This is a genomic window from Streptomyces sp. NPDC058619, from assembly GCF_042717785.1.
In the GTDB taxonomy this organism is placed as follows: domain Bacteria; phylum Actinomycetota; class Actinomycetes; order Streptomycetales; family Streptomycetaceae; genus Streptomyces.
Genome location: NZ_JBHXQN010000012.1, coordinates 134,593 through 160,061, shown reverse-complemented (window position 1 = coordinate 160,061; position 25,469 = coordinate 134,593). Strand labels below are relative to the sequence as shown.

At 69.4% G+C, this 25,469-nt stretch carries 29 protein-coding genes, 1 tRNA gene and 2 pseudogenes; 10 read left to right on the top strand and 22 right to left on the bottom strand.

Annotated elements, in window-relative coordinates; genetic code table 11:
• Positions 1–32: 32 nt before the first annotated feature.
• The 3 genes from ACFWTC_RS15050 to ACFWTC_RS15040 form a co-directional block, all read right to left on the bottom strand.
• Complete coding sequence (locus ACFWTC_RS15050) at positions 33–215, bottom strand: hypothetical protein (protein ID WP_383928539.1); 183 nt, start codon at positions 213–215, stop codon at positions 33–35.
• Positions 216–387: 172 nt separating this feature from the next.
• Positions 388–969 carry a hypothetical protein gene (locus tag ACFWTC_RS15045; protein WP_383928541.1) on the bottom strand — a complete coding sequence of 194 codons (582 nt, stop codon included), beginning with the start codon at positions 967–969 and terminating at the stop codon, positions 388–390.
• A 446-nt stretch (positions 970–1,415) separates the two neighbouring features.
• Positions 1,416–1,976, bottom strand: coding sequence for a hypothetical protein (locus ACFWTC_RS15040; RefSeq protein ID WP_383928544.1), 561 nt, complete (start codon positions 1,974–1,976; stop codon positions 1,416–1,418).
• A gap of 227 nt (positions 1,977–2,203) precedes the next feature.
• Between ACFWTC_RS15040 and ACFWTC_RS15035 the strand changes: the two genes are divergently transcribed.
• Complete coding sequence (locus ACFWTC_RS15035; protein ID WP_383928547.1) at positions 2,204–2,989, top strand: hemolysin III family protein; 786 nt, start codon at positions 2,204–2,206, stop codon at positions 2,987–2,989.
• A 15-nt stretch (positions 2,990–3,004) separates the two neighbouring features.
• Here ACFWTC_RS15035 and ACFWTC_RS15030 read toward each other — a convergent pair whose 3' ends face one another.
• Both ACFWTC_RS15030 and ACFWTC_RS15025 read right to left on the bottom strand, forming a co-directional pair.
• A complete protein-coding gene (locus ACFWTC_RS15030) occupies positions 3,005–3,364 on the bottom strand; it encodes a PRC-barrel domain containing protein (protein ID WP_384027478.1) in 360 nt (119 codons plus the stop codon).
• A gap of 342 nt (positions 3,365–3,706) precedes the next feature.
• Positions 3,707–4,045 (bottom strand): MerR family transcriptional regulator, encoded by a 339-nt coding sequence (locus ACFWTC_RS15025; protein ID WP_383916295.1) that lies wholly within the window; start codon positions 4,043–4,045, stop codon positions 3,707–3,709.
• A 1,044-nt stretch (positions 4,046–5,089) separates the two neighbouring features.
• On the opposite strand from ACFWTC_RS15025, the gene ACFWTC_RS15020 reads away from it, so the two are divergent.
• On the top strand, positions 5,090–5,449 hold the full coding sequence (locus ACFWTC_RS15020; RefSeq protein WP_383916296.1) for a hypothetical protein: 360 nt from the start codon (positions 5,090–5,092) through the stop codon (positions 5,447–5,449).
• A gap of 104 nt (positions 5,450–5,553) precedes the next feature.
• Here ACFWTC_RS15020 and ACFWTC_RS15015 read toward each other — a convergent pair whose 3' ends face one another.
• The 4 genes from ACFWTC_RS15015 to ACFWTC_RS15000 form a co-directional block, all read right to left on the bottom strand.
• The gene (locus tag ACFWTC_RS15015; protein ID WP_383916298.1) at positions 5,554–5,868 is read right to left on the bottom strand and encodes an SCO5918 family protein; all 315 of its coding nucleotides are present in this window, start codon (positions 5,866–5,868) and stop codon (positions 5,554–5,556) included.
• Positions 5,869–5,919: 51 nt separating this feature from the next.
• A complete protein-coding gene (locus tag ACFWTC_RS15010) occupies positions 5,920–6,324 on the bottom strand; it encodes a CBS domain-containing protein (RefSeq protein ID WP_383916300.1) in 405 nt (134 codons plus the stop codon).
• A gap of 45 nt (positions 6,325–6,369) precedes the next feature.
• Entirely contained in the window at positions 6,370–7,878 is a 1,509-nt protein-coding gene (locus ACFWTC_RS15005) for a DEAD/DEAH box helicase (RefSeq protein WP_384027480.1), read from the bottom strand.
• Positions 7,879–8,191: 313 nt separating this feature from the next.
• Entirely contained in the window at positions 8,192–8,395 is a 204-nt protein-coding gene (locus ACFWTC_RS15000) for a cold-shock protein (RefSeq protein ID WP_283454069.1), read from the bottom strand.
• Positions 8,396–8,965: 570 nt separating this feature from the next.
• Here ACFWTC_RS15000 and ACFWTC_RS14995 point away from each other — a divergent pair.
• The 4 genes and pseudogenes from ACFWTC_RS14995 to ACFWTC_RS14980 form a co-directional block, all read left to right on the top strand.
• A pseudogene (locus ACFWTC_RS14995) lies at positions 8,966–9,450 on the top strand (site-specific integrase); the annotation flags it as partial.
• A gap of 213 nt (positions 9,451–9,663) precedes the next feature.
• Complete coding sequence (locus ACFWTC_RS14990) at positions 9,664–11,181, top strand: APC family permease (protein ID WP_383916305.1); 1,518 nt, start codon at positions 9,664–9,666, stop codon at positions 11,179–11,181.
• A 20-nt stretch (positions 11,182–11,201) separates the two neighbouring features.
• Positions 11,202–12,839 (top strand): flavin monoamine oxidase family protein, encoded by a 1,638-nt coding sequence (locus tag ACFWTC_RS14985; protein WP_384027482.1) that lies wholly within the window; start codon positions 11,202–11,204, stop codon positions 12,837–12,839.
• Between the two features lie 137 nt (positions 12,840–12,976).
• Positions 12,977–13,412: pseudogene (locus tag ACFWTC_RS14980) on the top strand (amino acid permease); the annotation flags it as partial.
• 78 nt (positions 13,413–13,490) lie between these two features.
• On the opposite strand, the gene ACFWTC_RS14975 reads toward ACFWTC_RS14980, so the two are convergent.
• Positions 13,491–13,871: a DUF6223 family protein gene (locus ACFWTC_RS14975; RefSeq protein ID WP_384027484.1), complete on the bottom strand. Its 381-nt coding sequence runs from the start codon at positions 13,869–13,871 to the stop codon at positions 13,491–13,493.
• A gap of 11 nt (positions 13,872–13,882) precedes the next feature.
• Here ACFWTC_RS14975 and ACFWTC_RS14970 point away from each other — a divergent pair, with 11 nt between their 5' ends.
• A complete protein-coding gene (locus ACFWTC_RS14970) occupies positions 13,883–14,374 on the top strand; it encodes a TSUP family transporter (protein WP_384027486.1) in 492 nt (163 codons plus the stop codon).
• Positions 14,375–14,382: 8 nt separating this feature from the next.
• Positions 14,383–14,601: a hypothetical protein gene (locus ACFWTC_RS14965; protein ID WP_384027488.1), complete on the top strand. Its 219-nt coding sequence runs from the start codon at positions 14,383–14,385 to the stop codon at positions 14,599–14,601.
• Positions 14,602–15,050: 449 nt separating this feature from the next.
• On the opposite strand, the gene ACFWTC_RS14960 is transcribed toward ACFWTC_RS14965, so the two are convergent.
• The 12 genes from ACFWTC_RS14960 to ACFWTC_RS14905 form a co-directional block, all read right to left on the bottom strand.
• A complete protein-coding gene (locus tag ACFWTC_RS14960) occupies positions 15,051–15,947 on the bottom strand; it encodes a hypothetical protein (RefSeq protein WP_384027490.1) in 897 nt (298 codons plus the stop codon).
• Positions 15,947–16,900 (bottom strand): hypothetical protein, encoded by a 954-nt coding sequence (locus ACFWTC_RS14955; RefSeq protein ID WP_384027491.1) that lies wholly within the window; start codon positions 16,898–16,900, stop codon positions 15,947–15,949. Before ACFWTC_RS14955 ends, ACFWTC_RS14960 begins: the two co-directional genes overlap by 1 nt.
• Positions 16,897–17,445 (bottom strand): ATP-binding cassette domain-containing protein, encoded by a 549-nt coding sequence (locus ACFWTC_RS14950; RefSeq protein WP_384027493.1) that lies wholly within the window; start codon positions 17,443–17,445, stop codon positions 16,897–16,899. The genes ACFWTC_RS14955 and ACFWTC_RS14950 overlap by 4 nt, the downstream gene beginning before the upstream one ends.
• Before the next feature lie 43 nt (positions 17,446–17,488).
• Positions 17,489–17,794, bottom strand: a complete 306-nt coding sequence (locus tag ACFWTC_RS14945) for a hypothetical protein (protein ID WP_383916318.1) — start codon at positions 17,792–17,794, stop codon at positions 17,489–17,491.
• Positions 17,795–18,012: 218 nt separating this feature from the next.
• Positions 18,013–18,705 (bottom strand): response regulator, encoded by a 693-nt coding sequence (locus ACFWTC_RS14940; protein WP_383916320.1) that lies wholly within the window; start codon positions 18,703–18,705, stop codon positions 18,013–18,015.
• 91 nt (positions 18,706–18,796) lie between these two features.
• A complete protein-coding gene (locus tag ACFWTC_RS14935; RefSeq protein WP_384027495.1) occupies positions 18,797–19,636 on the bottom strand; it encodes a serine hydrolase domain-containing protein in 840 nt (279 codons plus the stop codon).
• Between the two features lie 13 nt (positions 19,637–19,649).
• The gene (locus ACFWTC_RS14930; RefSeq protein WP_384027497.1) at positions 19,650–20,981 is read right to left on the bottom strand and encodes a DCC1-like thiol-disulfide oxidoreductase family protein; all 1,332 of its coding nucleotides are present in this window, start codon (positions 20,979–20,981) and stop codon (positions 19,650–19,652) included.
• On the bottom strand, positions 20,978–21,610 hold the full coding sequence (locus ACFWTC_RS14925; RefSeq protein WP_384027499.1) for a DUF5819 family protein: 633 nt from the start codon (positions 21,608–21,610) through the stop codon (positions 20,978–20,980). Before ACFWTC_RS14925 ends, ACFWTC_RS14930 begins: the two co-directional genes overlap by 4 nt.
• Positions 21,611–21,621: 11 nt before the next feature.
• A complete protein-coding gene (locus ACFWTC_RS14920) occupies positions 21,622–21,936 on the bottom strand; it encodes a hypothetical protein (RefSeq protein WP_267721064.1) in 315 nt (104 codons plus the stop codon).
• A gap of 224 nt (positions 21,937–22,160) precedes the next feature.
• Positions 22,161–22,484 carry an ATP-binding protein gene (locus ACFWTC_RS14915; protein ID WP_384027501.1) on the bottom strand — a complete coding sequence of 108 codons (324 nt, stop codon included), beginning with the start codon at positions 22,482–22,484 and terminating at the stop codon, positions 22,161–22,163.
• Positions 22,442–23,338, bottom strand: a complete 897-nt coding sequence (locus ACFWTC_RS14910) for a histidine kinase (RefSeq protein ID WP_384027502.1) — start codon at positions 23,336–23,338, stop codon at positions 22,442–22,444. The genes ACFWTC_RS14915 and ACFWTC_RS14910 overlap by 43 nt, the downstream gene beginning before the upstream one ends.
• Positions 23,339–23,759: 421 nt before the next feature.
• Positions 23,760–23,830 (bottom strand) — tRNA-Gly (locus ACFWTC_RS14905).
• Positions 23,831–24,310: 480 nt separating this feature from the next.
• Between ACFWTC_RS14905 and dcd the strand changes: the two genes are divergently transcribed.
• Positions 24,311–24,898 (top strand): dCTP deaminase, encoded by a 588-nt coding sequence (gene dcd / locus ACFWTC_RS14900; RefSeq protein WP_383916351.1) that lies wholly within the window; start codon positions 24,311–24,313, stop codon positions 24,896–24,898.
• The gene (locus ACFWTC_RS14895) at positions 24,895–25,392 is read left to right on the top strand and encodes a phosphoribosyltransferase (RefSeq protein WP_383916354.1); all 498 of its coding nucleotides are present in this window, start codon (positions 24,895–24,897) and stop codon (positions 25,390–25,392) included. Before dcd ends, ACFWTC_RS14895 begins: the two co-directional genes overlap by 4 nt.
• Positions 25,393–25,469 lie beyond the last annotated feature (77 nt).

The window sequence follows — 25,469 nt, the reverse complement described above, 5'->3', positions numbered from 1 at the left end:
GACCCACCACGCGAGGTGAACGGACGGCTCGGTCAGCACTTGCCGTTCGTGCGGACCGCGGCGCAGGCCGCCGTCATCTTGATCGTCTGCTTGATCGTCTGCTTGACGACCGCCTTGCTGACGACGCGCGAGGCGATGCTCGCGGCGGGGGACAGCTGCGTCTCGGCCGGGTCGGCGGAAACGGTCACGCGGGCGTCGAGGTAGAACTCGTCCATCGGTACTGCACCTTTCGTCTTGCACAGGGGACCGCCCCCGTTGCTGAACACCGGAAGGCGTTCGGCGACGGCCCGGAGACGAAGTTACCGACGGGTCGGAGACGGCTGTACCCGCCGAACTGCCATTTCCCTCCCCGCCGTTCGGTGGGGGAAGGCCCGGCCGGTCCGCGGGTCAGCGCGCCTGGAGGGTGTCCAGTCCCACGGCCATGCAGAGGGCGAGGACCCGGTCGAGCGAGGGGTCCTGGACGCGGATGACGTAGCGGTCCCGGATGCCCCACTTCCGCTCGACCGACAGGACGGGCTTCCCGTCCCGCACGAAGTCGAAGTGGTAGACGAACGGCACGGGCGGTACCGGGACCGGGAGGACGAGGTCGGCGACCTCCCACCCGCGCCGGGCCAGCGCGACCGAGAGCCGCCGCTCCCGGCCGACCACGGGCACCCCGTCCCCCGGGGTCAGGTGCCAGGTGGACCGTACGAGCGAAGCCTTGACGTCCTTGCGGAAACCCCCGACGACCTGCCCGTCCGGGCGGGTGACGTCGTACGCGGACCCGAAGTCGACGACCTGCCGGGCGGTGAACCCGCCGAGCCTGCGGGCCCGGTCCTCGCCGCTCCAGAGGGTCAGCTCGTCCTTGAGCGCGAGCCGCTTCTGCTCGGCGAAGGCGAGCACCTCCCCGCCGTCCGGCGCCGTGACCACGTAACGGTTGACCAGCGGGGTGGTCTTCTGTGTCATCAGATACTCGCTCATATGCTCCATGCGGGAACCCTAGGCAGCGGTTGAACGCCCTTTGCTACACCTGAGGGGGGATTGCCACCCCGCCGATCGGCGGGTGGACGGGCCCCGCATGCCCGCCACTCCACGGAGAGGCCACGGCCTGTGCACAACGGAAAGGGCAAGCCCCATGACCGCGATCGAACACTTCTGGGCAGACTTCCAGCTCCCCGCCAGAGACGCCCCTGCACTTCGCCGACGGACGCTCCTGCGCAGTCCACCTCGACTCCGGCGCACCGAGCGGCTGGCGGGTGCTCGCCCCGTTCGGCCTGGGGGAGATGGCGCAGGACGATCCGGGACAAGAGGGCTGTGAGGAGATCAGCGAGGGGCGCCTGACGATCGGTAGGTGAGGGGAGGGAGCGTCAGGCATCCCTCCCCTCACCGGCCCTACGGGTGCCATCGGGGCCGAACGGCACAGGCGACCTTGTCGATCAGGCACTCGTCCATGCGGCGAGGAAGGCCTTCCGCCTGGCCGGGTCGGCTGATTTGTGGTCGGCGTGCAGTACGCGCCAGGCGGTGAGTTCGAGGTCCCGGAGCCATAGCTCGCCGATGACCTGCGTTTTGAGGTCGGGGAGGTGGTCGGACTCGGAGAGCGCCTGGCCGATGACCTCCCCTGCTGCGATGCGCTGGGGCGGGGTCATCTCGTCGAAGGCCGAGAGGATGTGCCCTGCCAGGCCGGTGCCTTCTCCGGCCAGCGAACTGAGCACGTACTCCTTGATGTTGGCAGGAAGCAGGTAGAGGGAGCCCGAGGACCTCCACAAGTCCGACCAGAAGTGCTCTCCGGCATCGGTGGGAGCGGGTAGCGCGGCCAGGAGTCCGAGGAGGTGGGCGGTGGCAGCGTATCCGTCGGAGTGGGCCGATGCGACGACGGCGATGTCCGCGACGCGCTCCACGTCGATTCGGCCGGCTTCGAGGCGGGGGTCCAGTCCCAGCCGCTGTTCCAGCTGATGGGAAAGGGGGACGGACGCGTGGGAGCGGAACTCGGGAAGCATCGGCGGTCCTTGGACGTAGGAGAGCGGAGAGGCCCGTTCGGAAGCCCTGATCGTTCCCATGACCCGCCGGATTACACGAGTTCCACGGCCCCAGTTGTCAAAAGACCGCGGCCAGAACCGTGACGCGGCCGAACCAGCTGCGTCCGGCGGTGCCGGAGCTGCCGGGCTGCCGGGCTGTGGCAGACCTCGGGTCATGCTGCTCCGGGCAGGCTCCTAGCATGAAACGCATGGTTGCCAGCGATGCCCAGCAGTCCGAGTCGGGACGGGAAGCAGTCTCCCGATACGACACCGAAGCCGGCCGTGATTCTTCCGCACCCACGGTCGGAGGACGCGAGGACTCCCACCCGGTTGCCGACATGGTCGAGCGAGTCGCCGATCTGGTAGAGCCGATCAAGCCGAAGCTACGGGGCTGGCTACACGCCGGAATGGTCCCCACATCGCTGGCCGCGGGCATCGTCCTCATCTGCCTGACAGGAACACCGCAGGCCGCGCTGGCCTGCAGCGTGTACTCCGTCACCGCCTGGCTGCTGTTCGGTACGAGCGCCGTGTACCACCTCGGCACCTGGGGACCGCTCGGCGAGGCCGTTCTGCGCCGCCTCGACCACGCCAACATCTTCCTGATCATCGCCGGCACCTGCACCCCGCTCGCGGTGCTCCTGCTCTCCCCCGACCAGCGGTCCGTCCTCCTGTGGATCGTGTGGACGGGCGCGCTGGCGGGCATCGCCTTCCGAGTCCTGTGGGTCGGAGCGCCCCGCTGGCTGTACACCCCTTGCTACCTGGCCCTGGGCTGGGCACCGGTGCGCTATCTGCCCGACTTCCTGCACAGCGGCGGCGCTGCCGTACTCGCCTTGATCGTGACGGGCGGGCTCCTCTACAGCGCCGGCGCGGTCGTCTACGCCCTCCAGCGTCCCAACCCCTCACCCCGCTGGTTCGGCTTCCACGAGGTGTTCCACGCCTTGACCGTGGCGGCCTTCGCCGCGCACTACATCGCCATCCTCATCGCTGCCTTCTGAGCCGGCGTGCTTCGGTCAGGGTGCGAGCGGGCGGCGGGGGGCGACGTAGTAGTTGCCGACCGCAGACAGGTAATCGTGGTCCGCTGTTTCGCTGTCGGTCGTGAAGCGGGGGGCGGCTTTGACCTCCTCCTGGGTAGCCGAGACCTTCACCGTTTGCGATGCGGTGTCGATGCTGGTGACGGCGCCTGCCGGGATCAGGACGCTCCTGCCGAACACCCACACGCCGGTGTCCACCACCAGGTGCTGCCTGCCGGGCTGGTCCTGCTGTCGGTCCACGTGCCCGATGACACCGTCAGCGGCCTCCACGGTGAAACCGACCAGTGACTGCCGGGATGTGTATCCGCTGTCCTGCGTGTAAACCCACACACCACTCACAGCCCCGTCTCCTCATCCTTGTCCTTTGCAACCGGGCGCGGTGGCTCATCAGCAGCGCCGGCTCGTACGTCCTGTCCGCATGCCCCGGTGCCTGCCGTGCAACCAGGTCCTTAGGATTCCGGGCGGGCGCCGTGCCAGTGCCAGCACGGTGTCCCGTCAGCGCACGCAGCGCAGGGACGCCTTCCCCGAGTGTGGGCCGATGCCGACTCTGTTTCGGATCACGGCACGGTTGTGGAGGGTGGCGGCGGAAAGGGAGACGACCGACGCGGTACGCCCGCACACCCCTGCCCGTGCGGGAAGCGATCCAAGGCCGGACCCGCCGGCACGGGGCACGCACTCACCTCAGGTCGAGGTCGACGGAGCGGATGATTCGGTGGCGCGGCGGTACTCGGCGTTGATGCGCTGGGCTTCTTCGAGCTGGTCTTCGAGGATGACGATGCGGCAGGCCGCCTCGATCGGGGTGCCCTGGTCGACGAGTTCCCGGGCCCTGGCGGCGATACGCAGCTGATAGCGGGAGTAGCGGCGGTGGCCGCCCTCGGACCGGAGCGGGGTGATCAGGCGGGCTTCGCCGATGGCGCGGAGGAAGCCCTGGGTGGCGCCGAGCATTTCGGCGGCCCGGCCCATCGTGTAGGCGGGGTAGTCGTCGTCGTCGAGCCGGCCGAACGAGTCGTCCGCTGTCATCGCACCTCTTTCGTGGAACGCGTGGAGGGGCCCTGGTGCCTATGGCACCAGGGCCCCGAAGGAACTACCACACCATCTGCCGACCCTGATCCTGCGCCGGCCTTCTGTGTCCGCTGAACCGACCGGAATGCTGTCGGGTATGCGGGGATCGCGGTTGCTTGACCGGAGACCACCTCACTAACGATGTCCTGCGGTACCCGGACTCAACACTCTGCCCGGGCGATCCTGATGGCGCCTGGTCCCTCCGTTCTTCCCTCGGTGATCAACTACTTACCCAGCGGGTAATGCGTACTGCTGGTGATGCGTACTGCTCCGTGGCCTCACTCAGCGCCACTCTTCGGCAGCCAGCCCCGTCGCCCGTCCTGCATCTGCTCTGGCTTAGAACCCCACTGCCGAACTTCCCGGTGCGCGCGCCCGCAGTCGACGCCTTCACCGAGGTGCTGCTCCACTCACTTCACTGCTGGATACCGCGAACTGCACTTACGGGTACTGCCACTGCGTCAACTGCGTTACTGCTCGCGGCGGCCCCTGATCACTGCGGGCCACCCGGTCCGGTCGTCAGCCCCGTCGCCGTCGTGCAACAACCCTGGCTTCGGAACTCCACCACCGCACCGTCCTGCGTACTGCAACTGCGGTTACTGCTTGTACTGCGAGTACTGCTGCCCGGCAGTTCGTCTCTGCCAGGCCCTGCGGTCTCTCTGGGCTACGAGAGAAACCATAACCACACCACCGCCCAATGTCTACTCCGGCCGAGGCAGATTTTCGCGTCCATCGAGGAGAGCTAGGCCTTCGAGGTCGGTCCGATACGTGGAGATCAGCCTGCGCAGCAGGTCAGATGCCCAGGAGGGCCGCAGCCGCGCGCGTGGGTTCCGCGTCTCGCCGTGTACGGAAGCACCGGTCGGTCCGGCCGGCCCACGGCCGACCGCCGTGTCCGGGCGACCACGGGCACCCGGCGGCCCTCCGGCGGAAGCCGGTGAGCGCTCGTTTCGCCCGGTAGCGCGACTGTGCGAGAGGACAGGCCCGCGGTGCATAAAATCGGCTCTCATGTCGAAGCCTGACGAGCTGCTCGTTGATATTGCCACCCTGGTGGAGTCCGGGCAGAGCAATCAGATGTCCCTGACCGTCGTTACTGGTGGCGCTGTCGTTACCGGTCGGTTGGCGCCCGAAGCCGTGTGGAGGCAGCGGGTGTCGGAGGTCCTGACGGATTCCGCCCGGCTGGGCGAGTTCTCCGCCGTCTTCACCGCCACGGCACCCCAGGAGGGGCCGCCCACGCACCTGCACTTCCATGTGGCCCGCATCCTCCAGGGCACGGTGGGGATCCCCGAGACGGGTGGGATGTATCGGGTCTCGATCGCGGAGGTCAGCGCCTGGACCGTGGGCGACTTCAGCTACTCCGATCACTGACCCGACATCCGCGTAAGGAACCACGGGTACGCGGGAGGGCCCGACCGGCGTGCCGGTCGGGCCCTCTTCGCTGTGCGGGTGGCGGCTCGCGCCGGACCTGCTCGTCAGACAGTCGCCGGGACGCCGAGCATCACGGATGCCCGCTGGAGCGGGCTGAGAACGCTCGCGGGCACGGCGGCGGCGCGGGGCAGGCTGCGGCAGGTGAAGCCGAGCTGGGTCATGGCGCGGAGGACCTCGCCGGCGCTGAAGTCACGGCGGTCCTGGCGGGTGACGACCTGGCCGACCTGCTTGACGGGGTAGTGGCGCCGACCGATGATCACGGACTCGCCGATGACCTGCTCGGGCTTGACGCCCTTCATGGACTCCAGGACACCGCTCTTGGTCAGGTCGAACGGGAAGCGGGCGATGACGCAGCGCATGATGCCTCACAGGGAGAAGAAGGAGGGGACGGTCGTGCCGCGGTCAGGCGGTCAGCGTGCAAGGGCGAGAACGCCCAGCGCGCTTCCCTGCTCGTCGACGACGGGCAGGGCATCGAGCCTGCGGTAGCGCATCGCGTGGTCGGCCTCGGCCATCGTGGTCAGGGGCGAGGCGAACGGCCCCCGGTCGCCGAGTACGGCGCGCAGACGGACCTGGTCCGTGTACGCGGCGCTGTCGCGGATGGCGGAGAGCTGGGACTGGGTGACCAGTCCGGTGCACAGGCCGTCCTCGTCGCAGACGAGCAGATGGTCGGCGCGGGCACCGGCCATGACGGCCAGGGCCACCTCGACCGTCATGTCGTCGCAGACCTGTGGGCCGGCCGTTTCCATCGCGTCGTCCACCGTCCGGGGTACAACGGTGGCGTTCGCCGAGCGGGACTGCATCTGGACCAGCGTCAACACGTGCCTCCTGCAGAGGTGGGTCAGTTTCCGGATCACTAATGCTCAGGCCGCCGCGTCGAAGGCGGACTGTCGCGCGCTCACGCGCCGGGCAGCCGAAACGGGCCTGCGCCGGCCGCGGGAGGCGGCGCTGCGCTTGGGCCGCTCGGATACCGGTGCGGTGATGGTGACCGGGATGCCGGACGGGGTCCGGGCGCCGGTGATCCGGTTCAGTGCCTCTTCGCCGGAGCGGACCTGGGTGGACTGCGGGGTGATGCCCGCGGTCGTCATCAGCCGGGTCATGTCACGGCGCTGGTTGGGGGTGACCAGGGTGACGACGCTGCCGGACTCGCCGGCGCGGGCGGTGCGGCCGCCGCGGTGGAGGTAGTCCTTGTGGTCGGTCGGCGGGTCGACGTTCACGACGAGGTCGAGGTTGTCGACGTGGATGCCGCGCGCGGCGACGTTCGTGGCGACCAGGACGGTGACGTGGCCGGTCTTGAACTGGGCCAGGGTCCGGGTCCGCTGCGGCTGGGACTTCCCGCCGTGCAGGGCCGCGGCGCGGACCCCGCTGTTGAGGAGGTGCTCGGTCAGGCGGTCCACGGCGTGCTTGGTGTCCAGGAACATCATCACCCGGCCTTCGCGCGCCGCGATCTCCGTCGTCATCCGCTGCTTGTCAGCGCCGTGGACGTGGAGCACGTGGTGCTCCATCGTCGTCACCGCACCGGCGGACGGGTCGACTGAGTGCACGACCGGGTCGGTGAGGTAGCGGCGGACCAGCAGGTCGACGTTGCGGTCCAGGGTCGCGGAGAACAGCATCCGCTGCCCCTCCGGGCGCACCTGGTCCAGCAGGGTGGTGACCTGGGGCATGAAGCCCATGTCGGCCATCTGGTCGGCCTCGTCCAGGACGGTGATGGCGACCTGGTTGAGGCGGCAGTCACCGCGGTCGATGAGGTCCTTCAACCGGCCGGGCGTGCCCACGACGACTTCCGCGCCTCCGCGTAGCGCACCGATCTGCTTGCCGATCGACATGCCGCCGACAACCGTGGCCAGGCGCAGCTTCACCGAGCGGGCGTACGGGGTGAGGGCGTCGGTGACCTGCTGGGCCAGCTCGCGGGTCGGTACGAGGATCAGTGCGAGAGGCTGGTGGGGCTCGGCGCGCTGACCGGCGGTGCGGGCCAGCAGGGCGAGGCCGAAGGCCAGGGTCTTGCCGGAGCCGGTGCGGCCGCGGCCGAGGACGTCACGGCCCGCGAGGGTGTTGGGCAGGGTGGCGCCCTGGATCGGGAAGGGCATGGTCACACCCTGCGCGCCCAGCGCGGCGAGCAGCTCGGCCGGCATGTCGAGATCGGTGAACGCCTCGACGGCGGGCAGCGCGGGAGTGATCGTCTTCGGCAGGGCGAACTCGCCCTGGACCGCGGCGGGTCGGCGGCCGTAGCCGCCCGAACGGCTCGGACCTCCGGAACGGCTCGGGGCCGACGAGCCGAAGCGGCTGCTTCGACCCGAACCGGCGTCAGTGCCGAAAGCGGGGCCGCCGGTGCGGCTGCGGGAGGAGCGGTTGTTCGTACGTGTGGGGTTCATTCAGAACCTTCCTTGATTGCGGCACCAATCAAGGAATTCCGGCAGCGGAAGAGCAGCGCGGGAATCACAGGAACGGGCCGAACGGAATGCGAAAGCGCATCTGGCCCACAGAGAATCTGCAGGGGCGCAGGCGCTGGAATGAGATGGCGTCATACGGACGCGAGAAATCCAGGGAAATCACTCGGATGCAGCCTCAAGGAGGATGCATCCTGCAGTGCCTTGTCCCGCAGGTGGACGCACTGCGGGGGAATGTGTGCAGCTGGGGCCCGCACCCCGAGGGATGCGGGCCCCAGCTGCACAATGCGCGTCAGCGTCAGGCGGGAACGATGTTCTCGGCCGTCGGGCCCTTCTGGCCCTGCGCGATGTCGAAGGTGACCTTCTGGCCTTCGAGCAGCTCGCGGAAGCCCTGGGCGGCGATGTTCGAGAAGTGGGCGAAGACGTCGTCGCCGCCACCGTCCTGCTCGATGAAGCCGAAACCCTTTGCCGCGTTGAACCACTTCACGGTGCCAGCAGCCATGTCATATCTCCTTTGGGGCAGTACATCAGCGTCTGCACTGTGCGGATGCCGTGTCGCCGCGATGATGCCCCGCCCGGAAAAATGACCGGAAATATGAAGCGCCTCCATGCGGCCCGGAGGCCGACTTGAGGCGCTTGAAGTTTTTGGGTACCAAAACTGCAACCGAGATCGACAGTAGCACGCTGCAGCGGCTTGTGTACGTAAAAGATTTCCTCCCGAGGTGTTGCGGAAGAAACTCTCCTTGCGGGGTCCATTGAATTCTTAGACCGCCGGGGCAGATATTGATTCACCGCAAACGCAGCGATCATGAGCCAGGGGGCCCATCGGCTGCGGCATGTCCTGGCCGCCGACAACCTCAGCTACTGGCAGTGGTGGCACGGCTGGCGGCTTCGCATGGTTCCTGTCTGCCGTGGGGTAACCCCCGGGCTCCCGGCGTTCGCGCGCTTCAGGGCTCAGCTTCCATCCATTTCCATGGTGCGTCGCTTCCCTCGGCTCGGTCCTCCACCGGGAGAGTTCCATAGCGTCAAGTCAGAAAGCTGCGGCCGGCCGCCGCGTCGGCTGGTCCCGCCAGCACGTCAGTGGGTGGACGAGCGGGCTCTCGCCGCCACCACGGACGAGCTGTACCACCGCCTCCTGCGCTTGAACGTCCTCCCCGGCTTCGGTGACCTCGACCCGGACGAGCTCACCCCGCCGACCGTGCGGACCTGGCGGGCCGAGCGGCTGGCCGCAACCGGCGCCACGACGGTCGCCCAGTCCTACCGGCTACTGAAGGCCATCATGGAGACGGCGACCAACGACGAGCTGATCCACCGCAACCCGTGCCGCATCAGGTCAAGCGGCACCTGGACTGGTTCGCGGAGAAGGAGCCCGACGGGCTGCTGTTCGTGGGGGAGAAGGGGGCGCCGTTCCGGCGCACGTCCTTCGGCCGCAAGTGGGCCAGGGCCCGCGCGAAGGTCGGCCTGCCGAAGGACTTCCGCTTCTACGACCTGCGTCACACCGGCCATACCCTCTCCACGCAGTCCGGCGCGACCCTTGAGGACACGATGGTCCGCGCCGTCGGCCGCGACCTCCTGATGCGGTAGCGGTCGCAGCTCCCCATGGACATCACCTGGCGGTTACACATGCGTTTCCCTCACCTGGTGGGCCGACAACTCGTCTTCTTTGCAGCGTGATTGGTCATCTCTATGTCGATTGTGGCGTGGGTCACGCGGTAGGAGAGTGGCCGCCTTCCCATCGGCTCCCCTGCCGCCAGCGTTGAGAGGACGTCCATGTCCCACAGTCCCAGCGGTGAAGTCAACCGGCTCAAGGCCAACTCGGTCGGCTTGGTCGGGGTGGTGTTCATGGCCGTGGCCACCGCCGCACCGATCACGGCGATGACCGGAAACCTGCCGATCGCCGTCGGTTTCGGCAACGGTATCGGGGCCCCGGCCGGCTACCTCTTCGCCACCGTCGTCCTGACCGTCTTCGCCGTCGGCTACGTCGCCATGGCCAAGCGGATCACCGCGGCCGGCGCCTTCTACGGCTACATCTCCCACGGCCTGGGCCGGATCGCGGGGATGGCCTCCGGGATGCTTGCCGTCCTCGCCTACATCGTCTTCGAGGCGTCGATCGTCGGTGTGTTCTCGTACTTCGCCAAGACGACCGTGCACGACCAGCTCGGCGTCGACCTTCCCTGGATCCTGTACGCGGCCGTCATGTTGGGCGTCACCGCCGGCTTGGCGCACTTCGACATCAACCTCACCGCCAAGGCGCTCGGCGTGATGCTGGTCGGGGAGATAGCCGTCCTGTTCGCCGTCGCGATCGCGGTGCTGTTCGCGGGCGGCGGCCCGGACGGCATCCCGCTGGAACCGGTCAACCCGAAGAACGCCTTCACCGGCGCCTCCGCCGGCCTCGGTCTCTTCTTCGCCTTCTGGTCCTGGGTCGGATTCGAATCGACCGCCATGTACGGCGAGGAGTCCCGCGACCCCAAGCGGGTGATCCCGAAGGCCACCCTGATCTCGGTCGTCGGCGTCGGCCTCTTCTACATCTTCGTCTCCTGGATGACCATCGCCGGCAACGGCCTGTCCAAGTCCGTCGAGCTGTCCGCCTCCGCCAACCCCCTGGACCTCTTCTTCGCCCCCACGCAGCAGTTCATCGGCTCCTGGGCCGTCGACTCCTTCCAGTGGCTGCTCCTGACCGGGTCCTTCGCCTGCGGCATGGCCTTCCACCAGTGCGCCGCCCGCTACCTCTACGCGATCGGCCGCGAAGGCTTCCTCCACCCCGCGCTCGGACGCACCCACGCCCGGCACGGCTCCCCGTACATCGCCTCCCTCGTGCAGAGCGCCATCGCGATCGCCCTCGTCGCCGCCTTCTGGCTCACCGGTCAGGACCCCTACATCCACCTCTACACCCTGCTCGCGATCCTCGGCACCATGGCCATCCTCATCGTCCAGACCCTCTGCTCCTTCGCCGTGATCGGCTACTTCCGCAAAAACCACCCCGAGGACCGGCACTGGTTCAAGACGTTCACCGCCCCCCTGCTCGGCGGGATCGCGATGAGCGCCGTCGTCGTCCTGCTGGTCGTCAACATGAAGACCGCGGCCGGACTCGCCGCCGACTCGCTCGTCTTCACCCTCATCCCCTGGATCGTCGCCGCCGTCTTCCTCGGCGGTCTGGCCCTGGGCCTCTACCTCAAGCTCAGAGCGCCCGAGCGCTACGAGGTCATCGGCCGGATCGTCCTGGAAGACGCCACCGAACGCACCGACCCCAGCACCGAAAGCGCCTCCCCCTCCGCCGCGAACGTCTGACACCCCGGGAGTCACCCACCATGGCCCGAACCTCCCTCATGCACGCCCTCAAGCAACTCGCCGCCGAACACGCCGCCGCCCGCCGACTGTCCCTGCCCGCCGCCGACGTACGGGGCCTGAGCCGCCGCGCCCTCCTGGAGCGCGCCACCGCCCTCGGCCTCGGCACCGCCCTGGCAGGCGCCGCCGCCGCCGTTCCGGCCCGGGCCGAGACCGCGCCGGACGGCAGCAAGCCGCCGATCGGCAGCCCGCGCGTCGCCGTCGTCGGCGCGGGCATCTCCGGCCTGACCGCGGCCCTCACCCTCAAGGACGCGGGCATCGCCTGCACCGTCTACGAGGCCAACCCCACCCGCGTCGGCGGCCGCATGTGGACCCAGCGCGACCACTGGGCCTACGGCCAGACCTCCGAGATCGGCGGCGAGCTGATCGACACCAGCCACAAGAAGATCCTCGAACTCTGCCGCCGCTTCAACCTGCCCACCGAGGACTTCCTCGGCGGCGGACCCAACGGAGCCGAGGAAGTCCTCTGGTTCGACGGCGCCTACTACCCCCGCACCCAGGCCGACGAGGACTTCAAGGCCGTCTACCAGGCCCTGCGCCGCGACCTCCAAGACGCCGGCGAGGTCACCTGGAACTCCACCACACCCACCGGCACCGCCCTGGACAACATGTCCCTGTACCAGTGGATCGAGACCCGGGTCCCCGGCGGCCACACCTCACTCCTCGGCCAGTTCATCGACGTCGCCTACAACGTCGAATACGGCGCCGACACCGTCGACCAGTCCGCCCTCGCCCTGGTCCTCCTCATGGGCTACCAGCCCAACCCCGGCCACTTCAACGTCTGGGGCCTGTCCAACGAGCGCTACCACATCACCGGCGGCAACGACCAACTCCCCAAAGCCATCGCACAGACCCTGCCCGCAGGCTCCCTGCTGATGGGACGCGAACTCACCGCCGTCCGAGCCAACGCCGACGGGACCCAGACCCTCACCTTCAACGAGTCCGGCACGACCCGCACCGTCACCGCCGACCACACCATCCTGTGCCTGCCCTTGCCCGTACTCCAGCGCATCGACCTCACCGCAGCCGGATTCGACCCCCTCATGAAGAGCCTCCTGCGCGATGCCCGCATGGGCTACTGCACCAAGCTCAACATGCAGTTCACCAGCCGGCCCTGGCGCGGCAGCGGCCCCTGGCCAGGCGTCTCCGCAGGCGACTGCTTCACCGACTCCGACGTCCAGCAGACCTGGGACACCACCAAACTCCAGCCAGGCAACGGCGGCATCCTGCTCCAGTACGGAGGTGGCACCCTGGCCGGCGCCCTCAGCCCCGCGACCCCCTTCGCCACCGAGACCGACCCCTACGTACGCACCCTCGCCAACCGCATGCTCACCGGCATCGACGCGTTCTTCCCCGGCACCAAGAACGCCTGGAACGGACGCGCACAGATCTCGGCCTGGCACCGCAGCCCCTACTCCCTCGGCGCCTACTCCTACTGGCCCACCGGCTACCTCCACCGCTACGCCCGCTACGAGGGCACCGCCCAGGGCAACGTCCACATCGGCGGCGAGCACTGCAGCTACGACTTCCAGGGCTTCATGGAAGGCGGCGCCACCGAAGGCGAACGCGCGGCCCGCGAGGTCATCACCGCGCTCACCTAGCCGGCGCCACCGGGGAGCCCCGTCGCCTCCCCGGTGGAGGGGCGGTGTCCGTAGCCTGCGACATTCCTCCAGGGCCGGACAGCACGTCGCCACCTCCGGTCCGTCCGGACGCGGCCCCGTCCCGTCACTGCGTTCCCATACGGTGCGCCGGTACATCTGCCGGAGTGTCGTGGGGGAGCGCCCTGGCTCCGGCGGCCGGTGCGGCCGGGTCGGGGCTGCTGCCCGGCCTGGCGCTGGCAGCGGTGGTGGCGTACCGCAACGCCATGTCCTCGGCGCGCCTGGCCGCCCGCTACCCCGCCTCCGGAGGTACCTGCGTCTACGGGCGGGAGCGGCTGGGCGCGTTCTGGGGGCTACCTCGCCGGATGGGCCTCCGTGGTCGGCAAGACCGCCTCCTGCGCGGCCATGGCGCTGACCGTCGGCTCCTACGTGTGGCCCGGCCAAGCTCACGCTGTTGCCGTCGCCGCCGTGGTGGCGTAGACCGCCGTCAACTACGCCAGGGTGCAGAAGTCCGCCTGGCTAACCCGCGTCATCGTCGCCGTGGTCCTGGCCGTGCTGGCCGCAGTGGTGGTCGCCGGCGCCGCTGCCTACGCGGTACGTCGCGCGGTGACCGCCCGCAGGGCGTGACCGCGGCAGAACGCGTATCCGCTGTGGTCAACGGATGTGGCGTGAGCCGGTCAGAGCCCGCCCGCCCAGTGCAACGCCGGCCAGCCCGAGCAACAGGGCCACGTAGGCTCCGCCCAGCCCGTTGCCGGTGCCGAGTCCACCGTCGGCGGGGGCCGCGACCAGCCCGCCGAGAGCCATGGCGATCAGCCCCGCGACCACGGCCGCCGTGGCCCCGAGCGACCCGTTGGCAATGCCCTCCAGGTGGACGACAACGGCAAGGCCACGCCGGACGCCACCCCGCTGCCCGGCATCGGACAGCTCGGGATGCGCGAACGCGTCGCCGCCTTCGGCGGCCGACTCCCGGCAGCACCGCCCGGCGAGGGCGGTTTGACCGTCCGGGCCGAACTCCCCGTGGAACGAGCCTCGCAATCCGTGTCCTGATGGTCGACGACCAGCCGCTCGTCCGCAGCGGATTCCGCGCGCTCCTCAACCTCGAAGACGACATCGAGGTCGTGGCCGAGGCGGCACCGCTGGTCTTCGGCGCAGGCGCCCTGGTGGGTGGGCTGGGCGGGATGATCGAACTGGGCGGCGCCGAGTTCCGGTTGCCGTTGCTGATCGGGATGTTCGGGTTCGCGGTGTTGTCGGCGGTCATCGTGAACAAGGCGATGAGCCTGGTCGTCGTGGTCACCGCCCTGCCGGCCCGCCTGGCGGCGGTCTCATTCGGTGAGCTGGGAGCCCAAGGGTCCATCGCGGTCGACCTGCTGGCCGGGAGCCTGCTCGGCGCATGGGCGGGAGCCTCGTGGGCTGTGCGGATGCGGTCTGCCACCCTCTACAAGGTCCTGGCGATCCTCATGGTCGGCATGGCTGCCGCTCGTCGTCACGGACACCACCGCCGTGGGATCGCTCGCTCCGCCGGCCCGCCGTTCAGGTGACGGCCGGAGTGGCCGCCGGGTTCGGCATCGTTGTGGTCGCCGCGATCATGGACGTCGCGGGCGAAGAGCTGCTGATCCCCACGATCGTGCTGCTGTACGGGGCCGACATCAAGTCGGCGGGAAGCCTTTCCCTGCTGGTGTCCCTGCCCACGATGCTCGTCGCGTTCGCCCGCTACAGCCGCGACGGCAGCTTCGCCGTCCTCAGACTGGCAGGGGCCGGGCGGTGAAGAGTGCGGGGGGCGGGCTGTGCGGGCGGGGGTGGCGGTCCCTGGATGTTGTGGTGTGGCTGGGCCGTCGTTGTGCGTCGGCCTCGCGCCGGTATGGGGCTGGCCTGCAGGCTGGTCAACGCTCGGCGAGTGTGTCGGCCACGCTGCTGAACAGGCGATTCCAGGCGAGTGCGGGCGCAGGCGCGCCTTGCTGCAGAACCGCGCTGCCGGAGCACGCCGTGGCGATCATTCTCCGTACCGTCATGACCTTCCACCAGCGCGTCGATGAGGCCGCCGTGAGGCCTTGCCCCCTGTTCGCGAACGGCATCAATGTCGAGGGAAAGCGGGTGCACCGGGTGCGCACGCATACCGACACGCATACCGAAGCGAGAGATCGCAGCGGGGGCTGCGCCCTTGCGTCGTTGTGCGCCTCTGTCACGGGAGTCGCTGCGCCACACTTGGCCGCGGTGTCAGTCAACGGGCCGTAGCGCGCGCTCGGAGCGCAGCGCCGCCCAGGCGGCCACCGCGGCCAGGGCCGCGGCCCCGGCGAGGGCGAGGCCGCCGATCAGGGGGGACGGATCGGGCGGGGCCTGGTTCCAGAGATACAACTGGTACTGGGCTTCGGAGGGCAGGTTCAGCAGGTCGGCGATCCAGCGGTGCGGCAGGAACGGCGCCGCCGGAAGCATCACGAGCGGCGCGGTCACCAGCAGCGGGCCGGCCCCGAGCGCGAGGGTCCCTATGACGCTGCGCAGCAGGGCCGCCCCGAGGCCGGCCAGGCAGATGAAGAGGAACTGGACGAGCAGGGAGCCGGCGATCGCGCCCGCGGCCTTGCCCCAGGTCGCGGACTCGACGGGCAGGGGAGGCGCCGTGGGGGCTGCCCCGCCGAACCCCGGGGGCACCGCGCGGGGCCGTACCGGCCACAGCCGGGCGAGCGCCGAGGTGGCCAGCCAGAGCAGCACGCCGGTGACGATCTGCACGGCGAGCGCCAGGGCGAGCGCGGCCCCGGCCTTGCGCACCCACAGCACCCCGACGCGGATCTCGAACAGGCGCAGGGCGCTCCAGGTGCCGCCCTCCAGGGTCTGGCCGAGTCCGGTCGCGACGACCACTCCCGTGAGGAGGAGCCCCAGCAGGGTCCCGAACTGCCAGGCCGCCGCACGTAGCGCGGACGGGAGCGAGGTGAGCACCGACACCGAGGGGTCGAGCACCCCGTACGAGGCTCCCGCTGCCCAGAGCCGGACGATGAGCCCCAGCACCACCGCCATCGCCACCGCGGTGGCTCCCCACACGGGAGCAGTCCACAGGGCCCGCAGCTCGCCGGCCCACGCGGCGCCCTCCCTGCGTGTCGGCCGCCGCCGGGTACCGGCCATCAGGCGCGATCCCGGGTCCGGTTGAGGCGATCCAGCCCGAGCCAGAGCAGGCCGATGAGGGCCAGGGGCGGCAGGACGCGGAGCAGGACGGGGGCCGTGGAGGGGCCGGTGGAGATCCAGAAGTGGTCCCAGACGCCGTCCACCGCACCGAAGCCGACAAGGTCGGCCAGCGCGCCCCCGGGAAGCCAGGCGCCGAGCCCCGGGGCGGCGGAGGTGCGGACCACCAGGACGAGCAGCAGCATCCCGGCGAGGAAGGTGAGCATCGGCTGGCGCAGCAGTGCGCCGAGGGCGACCGCGACGGCTGCGGCCCCGGCCAGCACGGCTGCCCCGGCCAGTACGCCGAGTGCGGTGTCGGCCAGGACGTTGCCGAGGGCGCCGGGCGAAGGCAGCGGGTAGGCGTTGCGGCCGTAGAGCAGGCCGAATGCGGCTGTAATGGCGGCCGACACGCACAGCAGCACCAAGCTCCACGCCCAGACGGCCAGGGTCTTGGCGGCGAGCAGCTTGCTGAGGCGGGACTCGTAGAGGAGGATCGGCACGATGCTGCCCCGGCTCCACTCACCGGCGACGGAGAAGGCCGCCAGCATGACGAGGAACGCGAGCCCGGGAACGGACGTCAGCAGCCGTACGGTCCACAGCAGCGAGCCCACCGGGTGCTGGGCGTGCGCGGCACGGACTCCTTCAGCGGTGAACCAGTCCTGGATCCGCTCCAGCCCGACGGCTTGCAGGGGCACTTCGGCGAGGCATTTGGCCTTCTGCTCCGGGGTGTTCTGCGCGGAATCACACGATCGGGGGAAGTAGTCGAGGTTGGCCTGCACCTGCGTGATGTTGTATGAGGCCATGTTCTGGCTCACCCAGGCGCAGTAGAGGGAGCCGAAGACGAACAGCGCGGCGAGGGTGAGGGCGAGCGGGTGCCGCAGCAGCCGCCGGGTCTCCGCCCGGACGAGGCGGTTCACTGGCGACCGCCGTTCCCAACGAGCCCGAAGAACCAGTCCTCGAAGGCGGCCGGACCGCTCTCCGGGTCGTAGCCGAGCGCGTCGAGAGTGCCGGCGGCGGCGACGCGGCCCTGGGCGAGCATGATCACGCGGTGGCAGATCCGCTGGATCTCGTCGAGCTGGTGGCTGGAGACGAGGACGGCGGCCCCGCGCTCGGCCTCGTCGGCCACGATCCGCCGCACCATGCGCAGTCCCTCGGGATCGAGCCCGTTGGTGGGCTCGTCGAGGATCAGCAGGTCGGGCTGCTTGAGCAGCGCCGCGGCGATGGCCAGCCGCTGCCGCATGCCCTGCGAGTACGTCCCGAGCCGCCGGTCGGCGGCGCCGCTGAGCCCGACGCGGTCGAGCGTGCGGGCGATGCGCCCGCCGTCGGGCAGCCCGGCGGTGTCGAGCAGGGTGCGCAGCATGGCGCGTCCGGTGGACCACAGGTGGAAGGCGGGCGCGTCGAGCGCGGCTCCGAGCCGGTCGAGCTGCCGCGGCCGATCGGCAAGGTCTCCCCGAACAGCCACACCTCACCGGAATCGGGGGTGGACAGCCCGGTGATCACCCGCATCAGGGTGGTCTTGCCCGCACCGTTTTGAGCCCGAGGAGGCCGACTATCTCGGCGGCCTCCAGGCTGAGATGAACCCCTTCCAGCACGGAGTGCTTCCGGAAGCTCTTGGTCACTCCGTGACAGGAAAGGACGCTCATCGTCTGAGATGACTTCCAGTTGTAGACGACGCGACCCGACGAGTGGATGAAGTGCGGGGCGTTGGCGATCTGCATGTAGTAGCTGCCGGCAGGGGCGTTGCCGAACTCCTTCCAGTAGACGCCGTTGTCGCAAGACGTACGCGTCCGGATCCCGCGTACTCGCTTCACTGCAGGTGGCGCTGGGCATCGCACACATGCGATCGCTCCATGTCCCCCTGGGCATACCGAGGTTCGGTCTGAGCATGCTGGCACTTGGCCAGGTACTGCTCACCCACTTGTCGAAGCGCTCAGGCACCCGATCGTGTGCGCAGGCCATGCGATGCCCACTTAGCCTGGCAGTTGCCTGCCATCCCGTGACGGGTGGCGAAGCCGGCATGCTCCCAGCGTCATTGCGTGGGCGGGCTGGTGAGGTCGTCGTGTCCCCGGTCCGGCACGTTGTTCACCAGGAGTCCGCTGCGCTCGGCCGCCAGGGCAGCCTGTACCCGGTTGGTCGCTCTGAGCTTGGCCAGGATGGCACTGACATGTTCCTTCACGGTGCTGAGACTCGTGTACGTCTTGACGGCTATGGCGGTGTTGGTCAGCCCCTCGGCGAGCAGCCCCAGGACTTCGTGCTCGCGCTCTGTCAGCTGCGGCCGGGGTTCGCCCGACGGCAGGCGTCCATGCAGGGCGAGATGGCCGTCGATGACTGTGTTCCCCGGCCGGGGCGAGAGAGCGACACCGCCGGAGGCGATGAAGCGCACCATCGGTGCCAGGTGTTCGGGGTCGGTGTCCTTGAGCAGGAAGCCCGCCGCACCGGCCTGGAGGGCGCTGGTGAGGTGCTCGTCGGTGTCGAAGGTGGTCAGCATGCACACAGCTGGCGGATCCGGGAGTTCCCGGATCCGCCGCAACACCGTGAGCCCGTCGACGTCCGGCATCCGGATGTCGAGGAGTACCGCGTCGGGCGCCCGTTCGGCGATGGCCTCGATAGCACCTGCTCCGCTGGTCAGAGCGATGACATCGATATCACTCTCCGTCGAGAGGATGCGTTGGAACCCGGTCCGGATGAGTGCTTCGTCGTCCACGATTACGACCTTGATCACCAGGCACTCCGCTCACACACCAGCACGGTGTCACCGGCGGCCCGGCCTGATGACGCCAGAGATCATACTGGCGGCCCGGGTGCCCGAAGCGTCACTGGTCCGAGAGGCGGGAGGCCGCGAGGGCCTGGCCGCCCAGACGGTCCGTGTCGGTGGGGGATCCGCCGAGCCGGTGAAGGAGTACCCATCGCCCGTCGGGGAGCGTTGCCGCGAAGACGGACGCTCCGTCAGTGGCACCGTTGTGCCAGGTCACGGCGCCGGTCTTCTGCCAGGTCGGGGCGGGCGGCCCGAGGAGTTTGTCGACGAGCAGCCCGGTCAGCAGTTGGGCGGCCGCCCGGGGAGTGGCCCAGAGGCCACCCGCGGGCAGGATGGCGCCATCCATGGTCCACGGCGTCCGGGGGCGGTTCAGCAGGCGGGTCGTCGCGAGCAGCCGCTGCTCGGCCGGGGGGTATGCCGTCATCTCGTCGACGCCCAGGGGCTCCAGGACGTAGGTGCGTACCACCTCCTCATACGGGACCCCGGCCGCCACGGACAGGGCTGAACCTAGCAGCGCGTAACCGAGGTTGGAGTACTCCTCGGACGCGCTGGGCGGAGCCGTGGCCATCTCGCCGAGACCGCCGAGCAGCGCGTCCAGGGCGGCCTGGTCGAAGCCGCCGTACGGGTTCCTGCGCGGCAGGTCCGGGGGCAGGCGGGGCAGCCCGGACGTGTGGTCCGCCAGATGCCGCAGGGTGATGCCGCTGCCGGGCGGTGTGTCGAGCCAGCGTTCGATGGGATCGTCCACGCCGAGGACGTCGGCCTCGGCCATGCGCATCAACGCGGTGCCGGTGACGACCTTGGTCAGCGATCCGATCTGGACGTAGCCGGAGATGCTGTGGCCGTGGGTGACACGGGGTTCGATTCCACTGCCGAGAAGGCAGCTGGGTGTCCGGAACACGGAGGGTCCCCTTTCACGAGCGGGTGCTGGGGCCGGGCAGGGCGCAGGCGTCCGAACTGCCCGGCATACGTTGCCTATTGTTCGCCACCCAGCGGTAACCGACCGCCGCGCAAGCCCTGATGCCGGGCGTGCGCAGCAGGGCCGCTGCCAGCCGGTATCCGCGTACGGGCGAGTCCCGTACGAATTCCGCCAGCGCCTGCGCCCCGCCGGCCAGGACACGCCCGTCCAGGAGGAGTAGTACCTCCCGGTCCAGTCGCTCCACATGCGGGTCGGTGACCTCATCCGGGAGTGACTGCCAGGGCACGGCACGCACCGTGGGCCGAGCGCCGGCGGTGATCCGACTCACGGCGGCCTGACAGAAGCCGCAGTCCCCGTCGAACGCCAGGACGGCGTCGGCCGGGACGGGCTCGCGGCGGCGCAGGGCCGCGCGGGCCCGGTCCAGGGCGGTCTCCAGCGCCCCGCTCAGGAACACGAGGTCGCACGCCACCATCGTGAGGGCGAAGCCGGTCAGGCCCATGACGACGCCGATGGACACATGGAAACCGATGGAGACGACGGCAGCCCAGGGCCGCAGCCGCGGCACGAGGATGCCCATGGGGAAGTACACCAGGAACAGCGTGGTGGAGTACGTCCCGATGAAGACGAGATAGTCGTTGTCGAACACCAGCTCGGACACGCCGGGGAGGTTGAACTCGGACACGCGCAGGACGTAGAACAGCGCCGTTCCGTCCTGCCACATCCGGCCCTGCACCTTGTACAGCCCGCTGACGACGTAGACCAGGCACATCTGGACGGCGATGGCGAGTACACCAAGATTGTGCAGCGGTGTGGACAGCGACCGCAGCACTGGGGGAACGCGCCGGGCGAGCGCGCGGGCGAGACCGGTGGGGTAGGAGAGGCGGTCGTAGCAGCGCGTCAGCAGGAGCATCGGGATGACGAGATAGGCGAGGTTGTCCCCGCCGTCGAGCAGTACGGGCTGACGCTGGTAGACGGACCACAGGAGGGCCCAGTGAACGGCGAGGCCGAGCCGGCCGCCGACACCGCAGGTGACCGCCAGCGCGGCCAGCATCCCCGCGTGGAAGACGATTTCGAACCACAGAGTGGAGTCGCTCAAGGTGTAGAGGCTGAAGGTGCCGTTCCCGTGGATCTGGGCGGTGAAGTCCGCCCAGGGCAGCACCCCGGCCGGACCGAAGAGGAACCGCCGGTCGCCGTACTGGCTCGCGTAGTACATGAAGCCGACGAAGCCGAGCAGCATGCGGGTTCCGCTCACCCCCAGCACGCTGAGGGGTCGGCTGCCGACCGCGTCCAGCCGCTCGAGGAGCCGGTTCGTACGGGTACGGCTCACAGGAGATCCCCGGCCTTCATCCATTCCATGTCGTAGGCGTCGACCTGGCCTTCCGCAGCGGGATCGTGCCGCTCCGACCACGGGGGGAGCCTCTGGATGTACATGCGGACCTGCACCTGCTCGGGAGGGGCGCCGTCGCCGCACGTGTTGGCCGGCAACTGCGTCAGGGAGTAGCGGGAAACGAAGCGCAGGGCTTCCTGCTGGGAGGTCTTCTCGTGGGGCATGAGGGGCAGTTCGGCCTTGTTCTTCGTCCGCTCGGACTCCCGCAGCCGGGCCAGCACGGCGTCCGAACCGCTCAGCTGCTGCATGTTCCCGGTCACCAGCCGAGACATGCGCGAGGGGAAGAACCTGCTGCTCTGCGCCGCTGCTATGTACTTCGCCGTCACGTCGTAGAAGGAGGTGACCGAGCCGTCCCGGCATTGCGCCCGGGCCAGGATTCCCCTGTTCTCCGACAGCGGGTCGGGTGCGAAGAGCATCCAGTTCTGGGCGGAGTACGGCTCCAGATAGGTGGCGACCTTGTTGTAGTACCGGATCTTCATCGGTGTGAGGGGCATCTGGGAGAAGGCTGCGGCGGCGAAGTGAAGGCCCAGGAGGGCGGCACCGATGAGCAGTGCCGCCCTCCTGGTCAAGCGGTGATCTCTCACTTGTCGAAGACCGTCTCGACGGACGTGCCCTCGGGGATGTCGGCCGGGCTGACGCCGCCGGTGAACTGTCCGGCGGCATCGGCCACCGACGGGCAGGCGGCCTTGGCGTGCACCCAGGCCTTGCCGGCGAACTTGCCGGCAGCCTTGCCGACGAAGGAACCGAAGCCCATCGGGCCGTTCTGGGGTCCGTCGACGGAAGCGACCGTGGCAGGAACCTCCTGCGCAGTGGCGGCCTGCGCGGACCCCTGGGTGGTGACGACCAGGGCCGCACCGCCGAGGGCTACACCGATGCCTGCCAGTACCTTCTTCATTTCCTCAACTGCCTCTCTCGTGGATCTCTGCCCGCCCGGTTCGAAGTTGGGTTCGCCGCGCGGACAACTTCGGGTGAGCGGCGTGCGGGAGCACGCCGGCGCCACTCGACGATCATGATTTCGGCACCGTCTGGCCGTTCGGTACCGGCCACTTGGCCGGACGAACCCGCCAACTGGCCTCAGGGGGCGCGGAGATGCGCGGGAGGGGCCGGGGGCAGGCCGACTCAGGGGGACGTGGCCTGTGCGGGGAGCCGGGTCGGGAAGGAGGCGGTCACGAGATGCCCGCCGTCGTCGGTGGGGCGGGCCTCGAAGGTACCGCCGACGAGGTGGGCGCGTTCCGCCAGCCCGATGAGGCCGTAGCCGCCGGAGGGCAGGTCCGGGTCCGGGTCGGGGTGCGGGTCGGGGAGGCCGGGCGGGCCGTTGTGAATCCGGAGGCACAGGTGTCCGTCCGACTCGTGGAGCCGCACGCTGACGACGGCCCCCGGCGCGTGCTTGCGGATGTTGGTCAGAGCTTCCTGGACCGTGCGGTACACCGCGTGCTGGACCAAGGCCTGCCACCGGCTCGGGGAGCCGGTGGCAGGCTGAAGGAGGCGCGGGTCGATCCGCGCCTCGACCTCGAGCTGGCACTCGCGGATGAGCTGCGGAAGGTCGGCGAGCCGGGGCTGGGGCGCACCGGTGTCAGCGCGGTTGCCGTCGTCCCGCAGGACCCCACCACCTGGCGCAGCTCGTCCAAAGTGCGGGCGGCCATGGTGCGCACGGCGCAGGCGGAATCCCGCACCGCGGGGTCGGACGTGGTCATCTGCAGCGCGGCGGCCTCGACGCTGATCAGGCTCACCTGATGGGCCACGACGTCGTGCATCTCACGGGCCAGGCGGGTGCGCTCGGCCACCAGCAGCCGCTCCGCCGACAGTGCGTCCTCGCGCGAGCGTGCCGCGGCGAGGTCGGCGACGCGTGCGGTGAGTTCCGCGCGGCTGCTGACGAGCAGGCCCAGCGCGACCGGCAGGATGGCCTGGGCAAAGGCGTCCATCAGGATGAAGTAGTCGGTGGGGTTGTCCCACGTGGCTTCCTCGGGGTTCAGCGTGTAGCCGCTCCAGAGGAGAAACACGACGGTGCACACGGTGACCGCTTGGCGACGGGTGGTCATGAGCGCCACCGTGTACAGCGCGATCATGCTGGGGATGCAACTGTCCAGGTACATCCCGGGCAGGGTCGTGAGGAACGTGGCGATCGGCCAGCGACGCCGGGCCAGCACGACCACGGGCAGCGCGCACAGGGCCACCGTCGCCCAGAACAGCTTCCGGGAGTCGTTCGTGTCGGCGTACGCCCATTCCAACTGGACGGCGATGTCGACGGTGGCGGCGCACGCTGGGAGCAGCAGCCACAGGGCCCGGGGTGCCCTCACCTGCCGGCTTGCTCCGAACACCCGTTTGTCCCTTCGAAGTTACTCGGTGGTTACTTTGCGACTATAGGGCCAGCCGCCTGGGGGTCCTCCCGGCGGTTTCGCGCTCCCCTGCCAGGTGCATCGAGGACGACTGCCGGAGTGCGCTGGAGGCAGAGGCGGTGGCGCCGGCCGGGCGGTGATGGCAGCGAGCGCCGACATGCTCCCGGAGGCTGACGGTGCTCTGGCGGCAGGACGCGTCTGGTGGGGTGAGCGCTGTCCTGCCGGGGCAGCCGCTGTGGCGGGACTCAGATGACAGCGGAAGGCGTGCGATGCCCAACCCGACGCTCCAATAAGTCACTTATCGCACGTGATTGGCACGCCGGGCCGGAGAGGTCTAGACAACGAAGAAGGCCCAGGTCGCTGACCTGGGCCTTCTTTCAAGAGCGGATGACGGGAATCGAACCCGCGCTATAAGCTTGGGAAGCTCATGTTCTACCATTAAACTACATCCGCATAACGGGCCAGTTGCCTGGATCCGTCTCGTTCGTCACTCTACCCCATCGTCGACCCCCGGTGAATTTGCCGCGGGGTCGTTGTCGTGTCGGGTGGGCACGGGGGCCTGTGGGGGCGGGAGTTGGGGCGTACCGTGTGTGGGCGGAGCGGCGGCTGGAGCAGGTCGCGATCATCCCCTAATGTGGCGATTCGTCGCAGTACGCAGTACGGCTCGTTGGGGAAAGGGACTCGATGGAGCACACCGTCGTCCGTTGTGCCGAAGGGCACGTTTTCAGTACCGCCTCGTTTCCGCTGCAGCACCTCGGTGCCGGCCGGATCGGGCCGGGGCGGCTGCTGCGGTGTCCGCGGTGCGCGCGGCTGAGGCAGTCCGTGCCCGTGGGTGGGGGCGCCGCCAAGCGGTAGCCGTGCGGGACGTACGGCCGGGCGCGCGGGTACCGCTCCGATTGGGGGAGGTCCGCGCGCTCTGCGTATCCTCGGGACGTGCTTCTCTCTGACAAAGACATCCGGGCCGAGATCGACAGCGGACGGGTCCGCATCGACCCGTTCGACGAGTCGATGGTGCAGCCCTCCAGCATCGATGTACGTCTCGACCGGTTCTTCCGGGTCTTCGAGAACCACCGTTACGCCCACATCGACCCCGCCGTCGAGCAGCCCGACCTGACCCGGCTGGTCGAGCCCGAGGGCGACGAGGCGTTCATCCTGCATCCGGGCGAGTTCGTCCTCGCCTCGACGTACGAGGTCATCTCCCTGCCCGACGACATCGCCTCCCGCCTGGAGGGGAAGTCCAGCCTGGGCCGCCTCGGCCTGGTGACGCACTCGACCGCGGGGTTCATCGACCCGGGCTTCTCGGGTCACGTGACCCTGGAGCTGTCGAACCTCGCGACCCTGCCGATCAAGCTCTGGCCGGGCATGAAGATCGGGCAGCTGTGCCTGTTCCAGCTCAGCTCGCCCGCTGAGTTCCCGTACGGCAGCGACCGGTACGGGTCCAGGTACCAGGGGCAGCGCGGGCCGACCGCCTCGCGCTCCTTCCAGAACTTCCACCGCACCCAGGTGAGGCACGAGGCATGAGCGAAGTACGCGAGAACCTCAACTACGAGGGGTTCGGCCGCGCCGTCCGCGAGCTGGCGCAGACCATCGCCGACGACGGTTACGAGCCCGACATCATCCTGAGCATCGCGCGCGGCGGGGTGTTCGTCGCCGGCGGCCTGGCGTACGCGCTCGACTGCAAGAACATCCACCTCGTGAACGTGGAGTTCTACACCGGGGTCGGGACCACGCTGGAGATGCCGGTCATGCTGTCGCCCGTGCCCGAGGCGATCGACTTCACGAACAAGAAGGTCCTGATCGCCGACGACGTCGCCGACACCGGCAAGACGCTCAAGCTGGTGCACGACTTCTGCCTGGGCCACGTCGCCGAGGTGCGCTCCGCGGTCGTCTACGAGAAGTCCCACTCCCTCGTGAAGTGCGAGTACGTGTGGAAGAAGACCGACGAGTGGATCAACTTCCCCTGGTCGGTCGAGCCGCCCGTGGTCAAGCGCGAGGGCCAGGTCCTCGACGCCTGATCCGGCATCGTCGCCGTACGGACGAAGGGCCCGCCGCGCAGGTGACTGCGCGGCGGGCCCTTCGGCGTGTTCGGCGG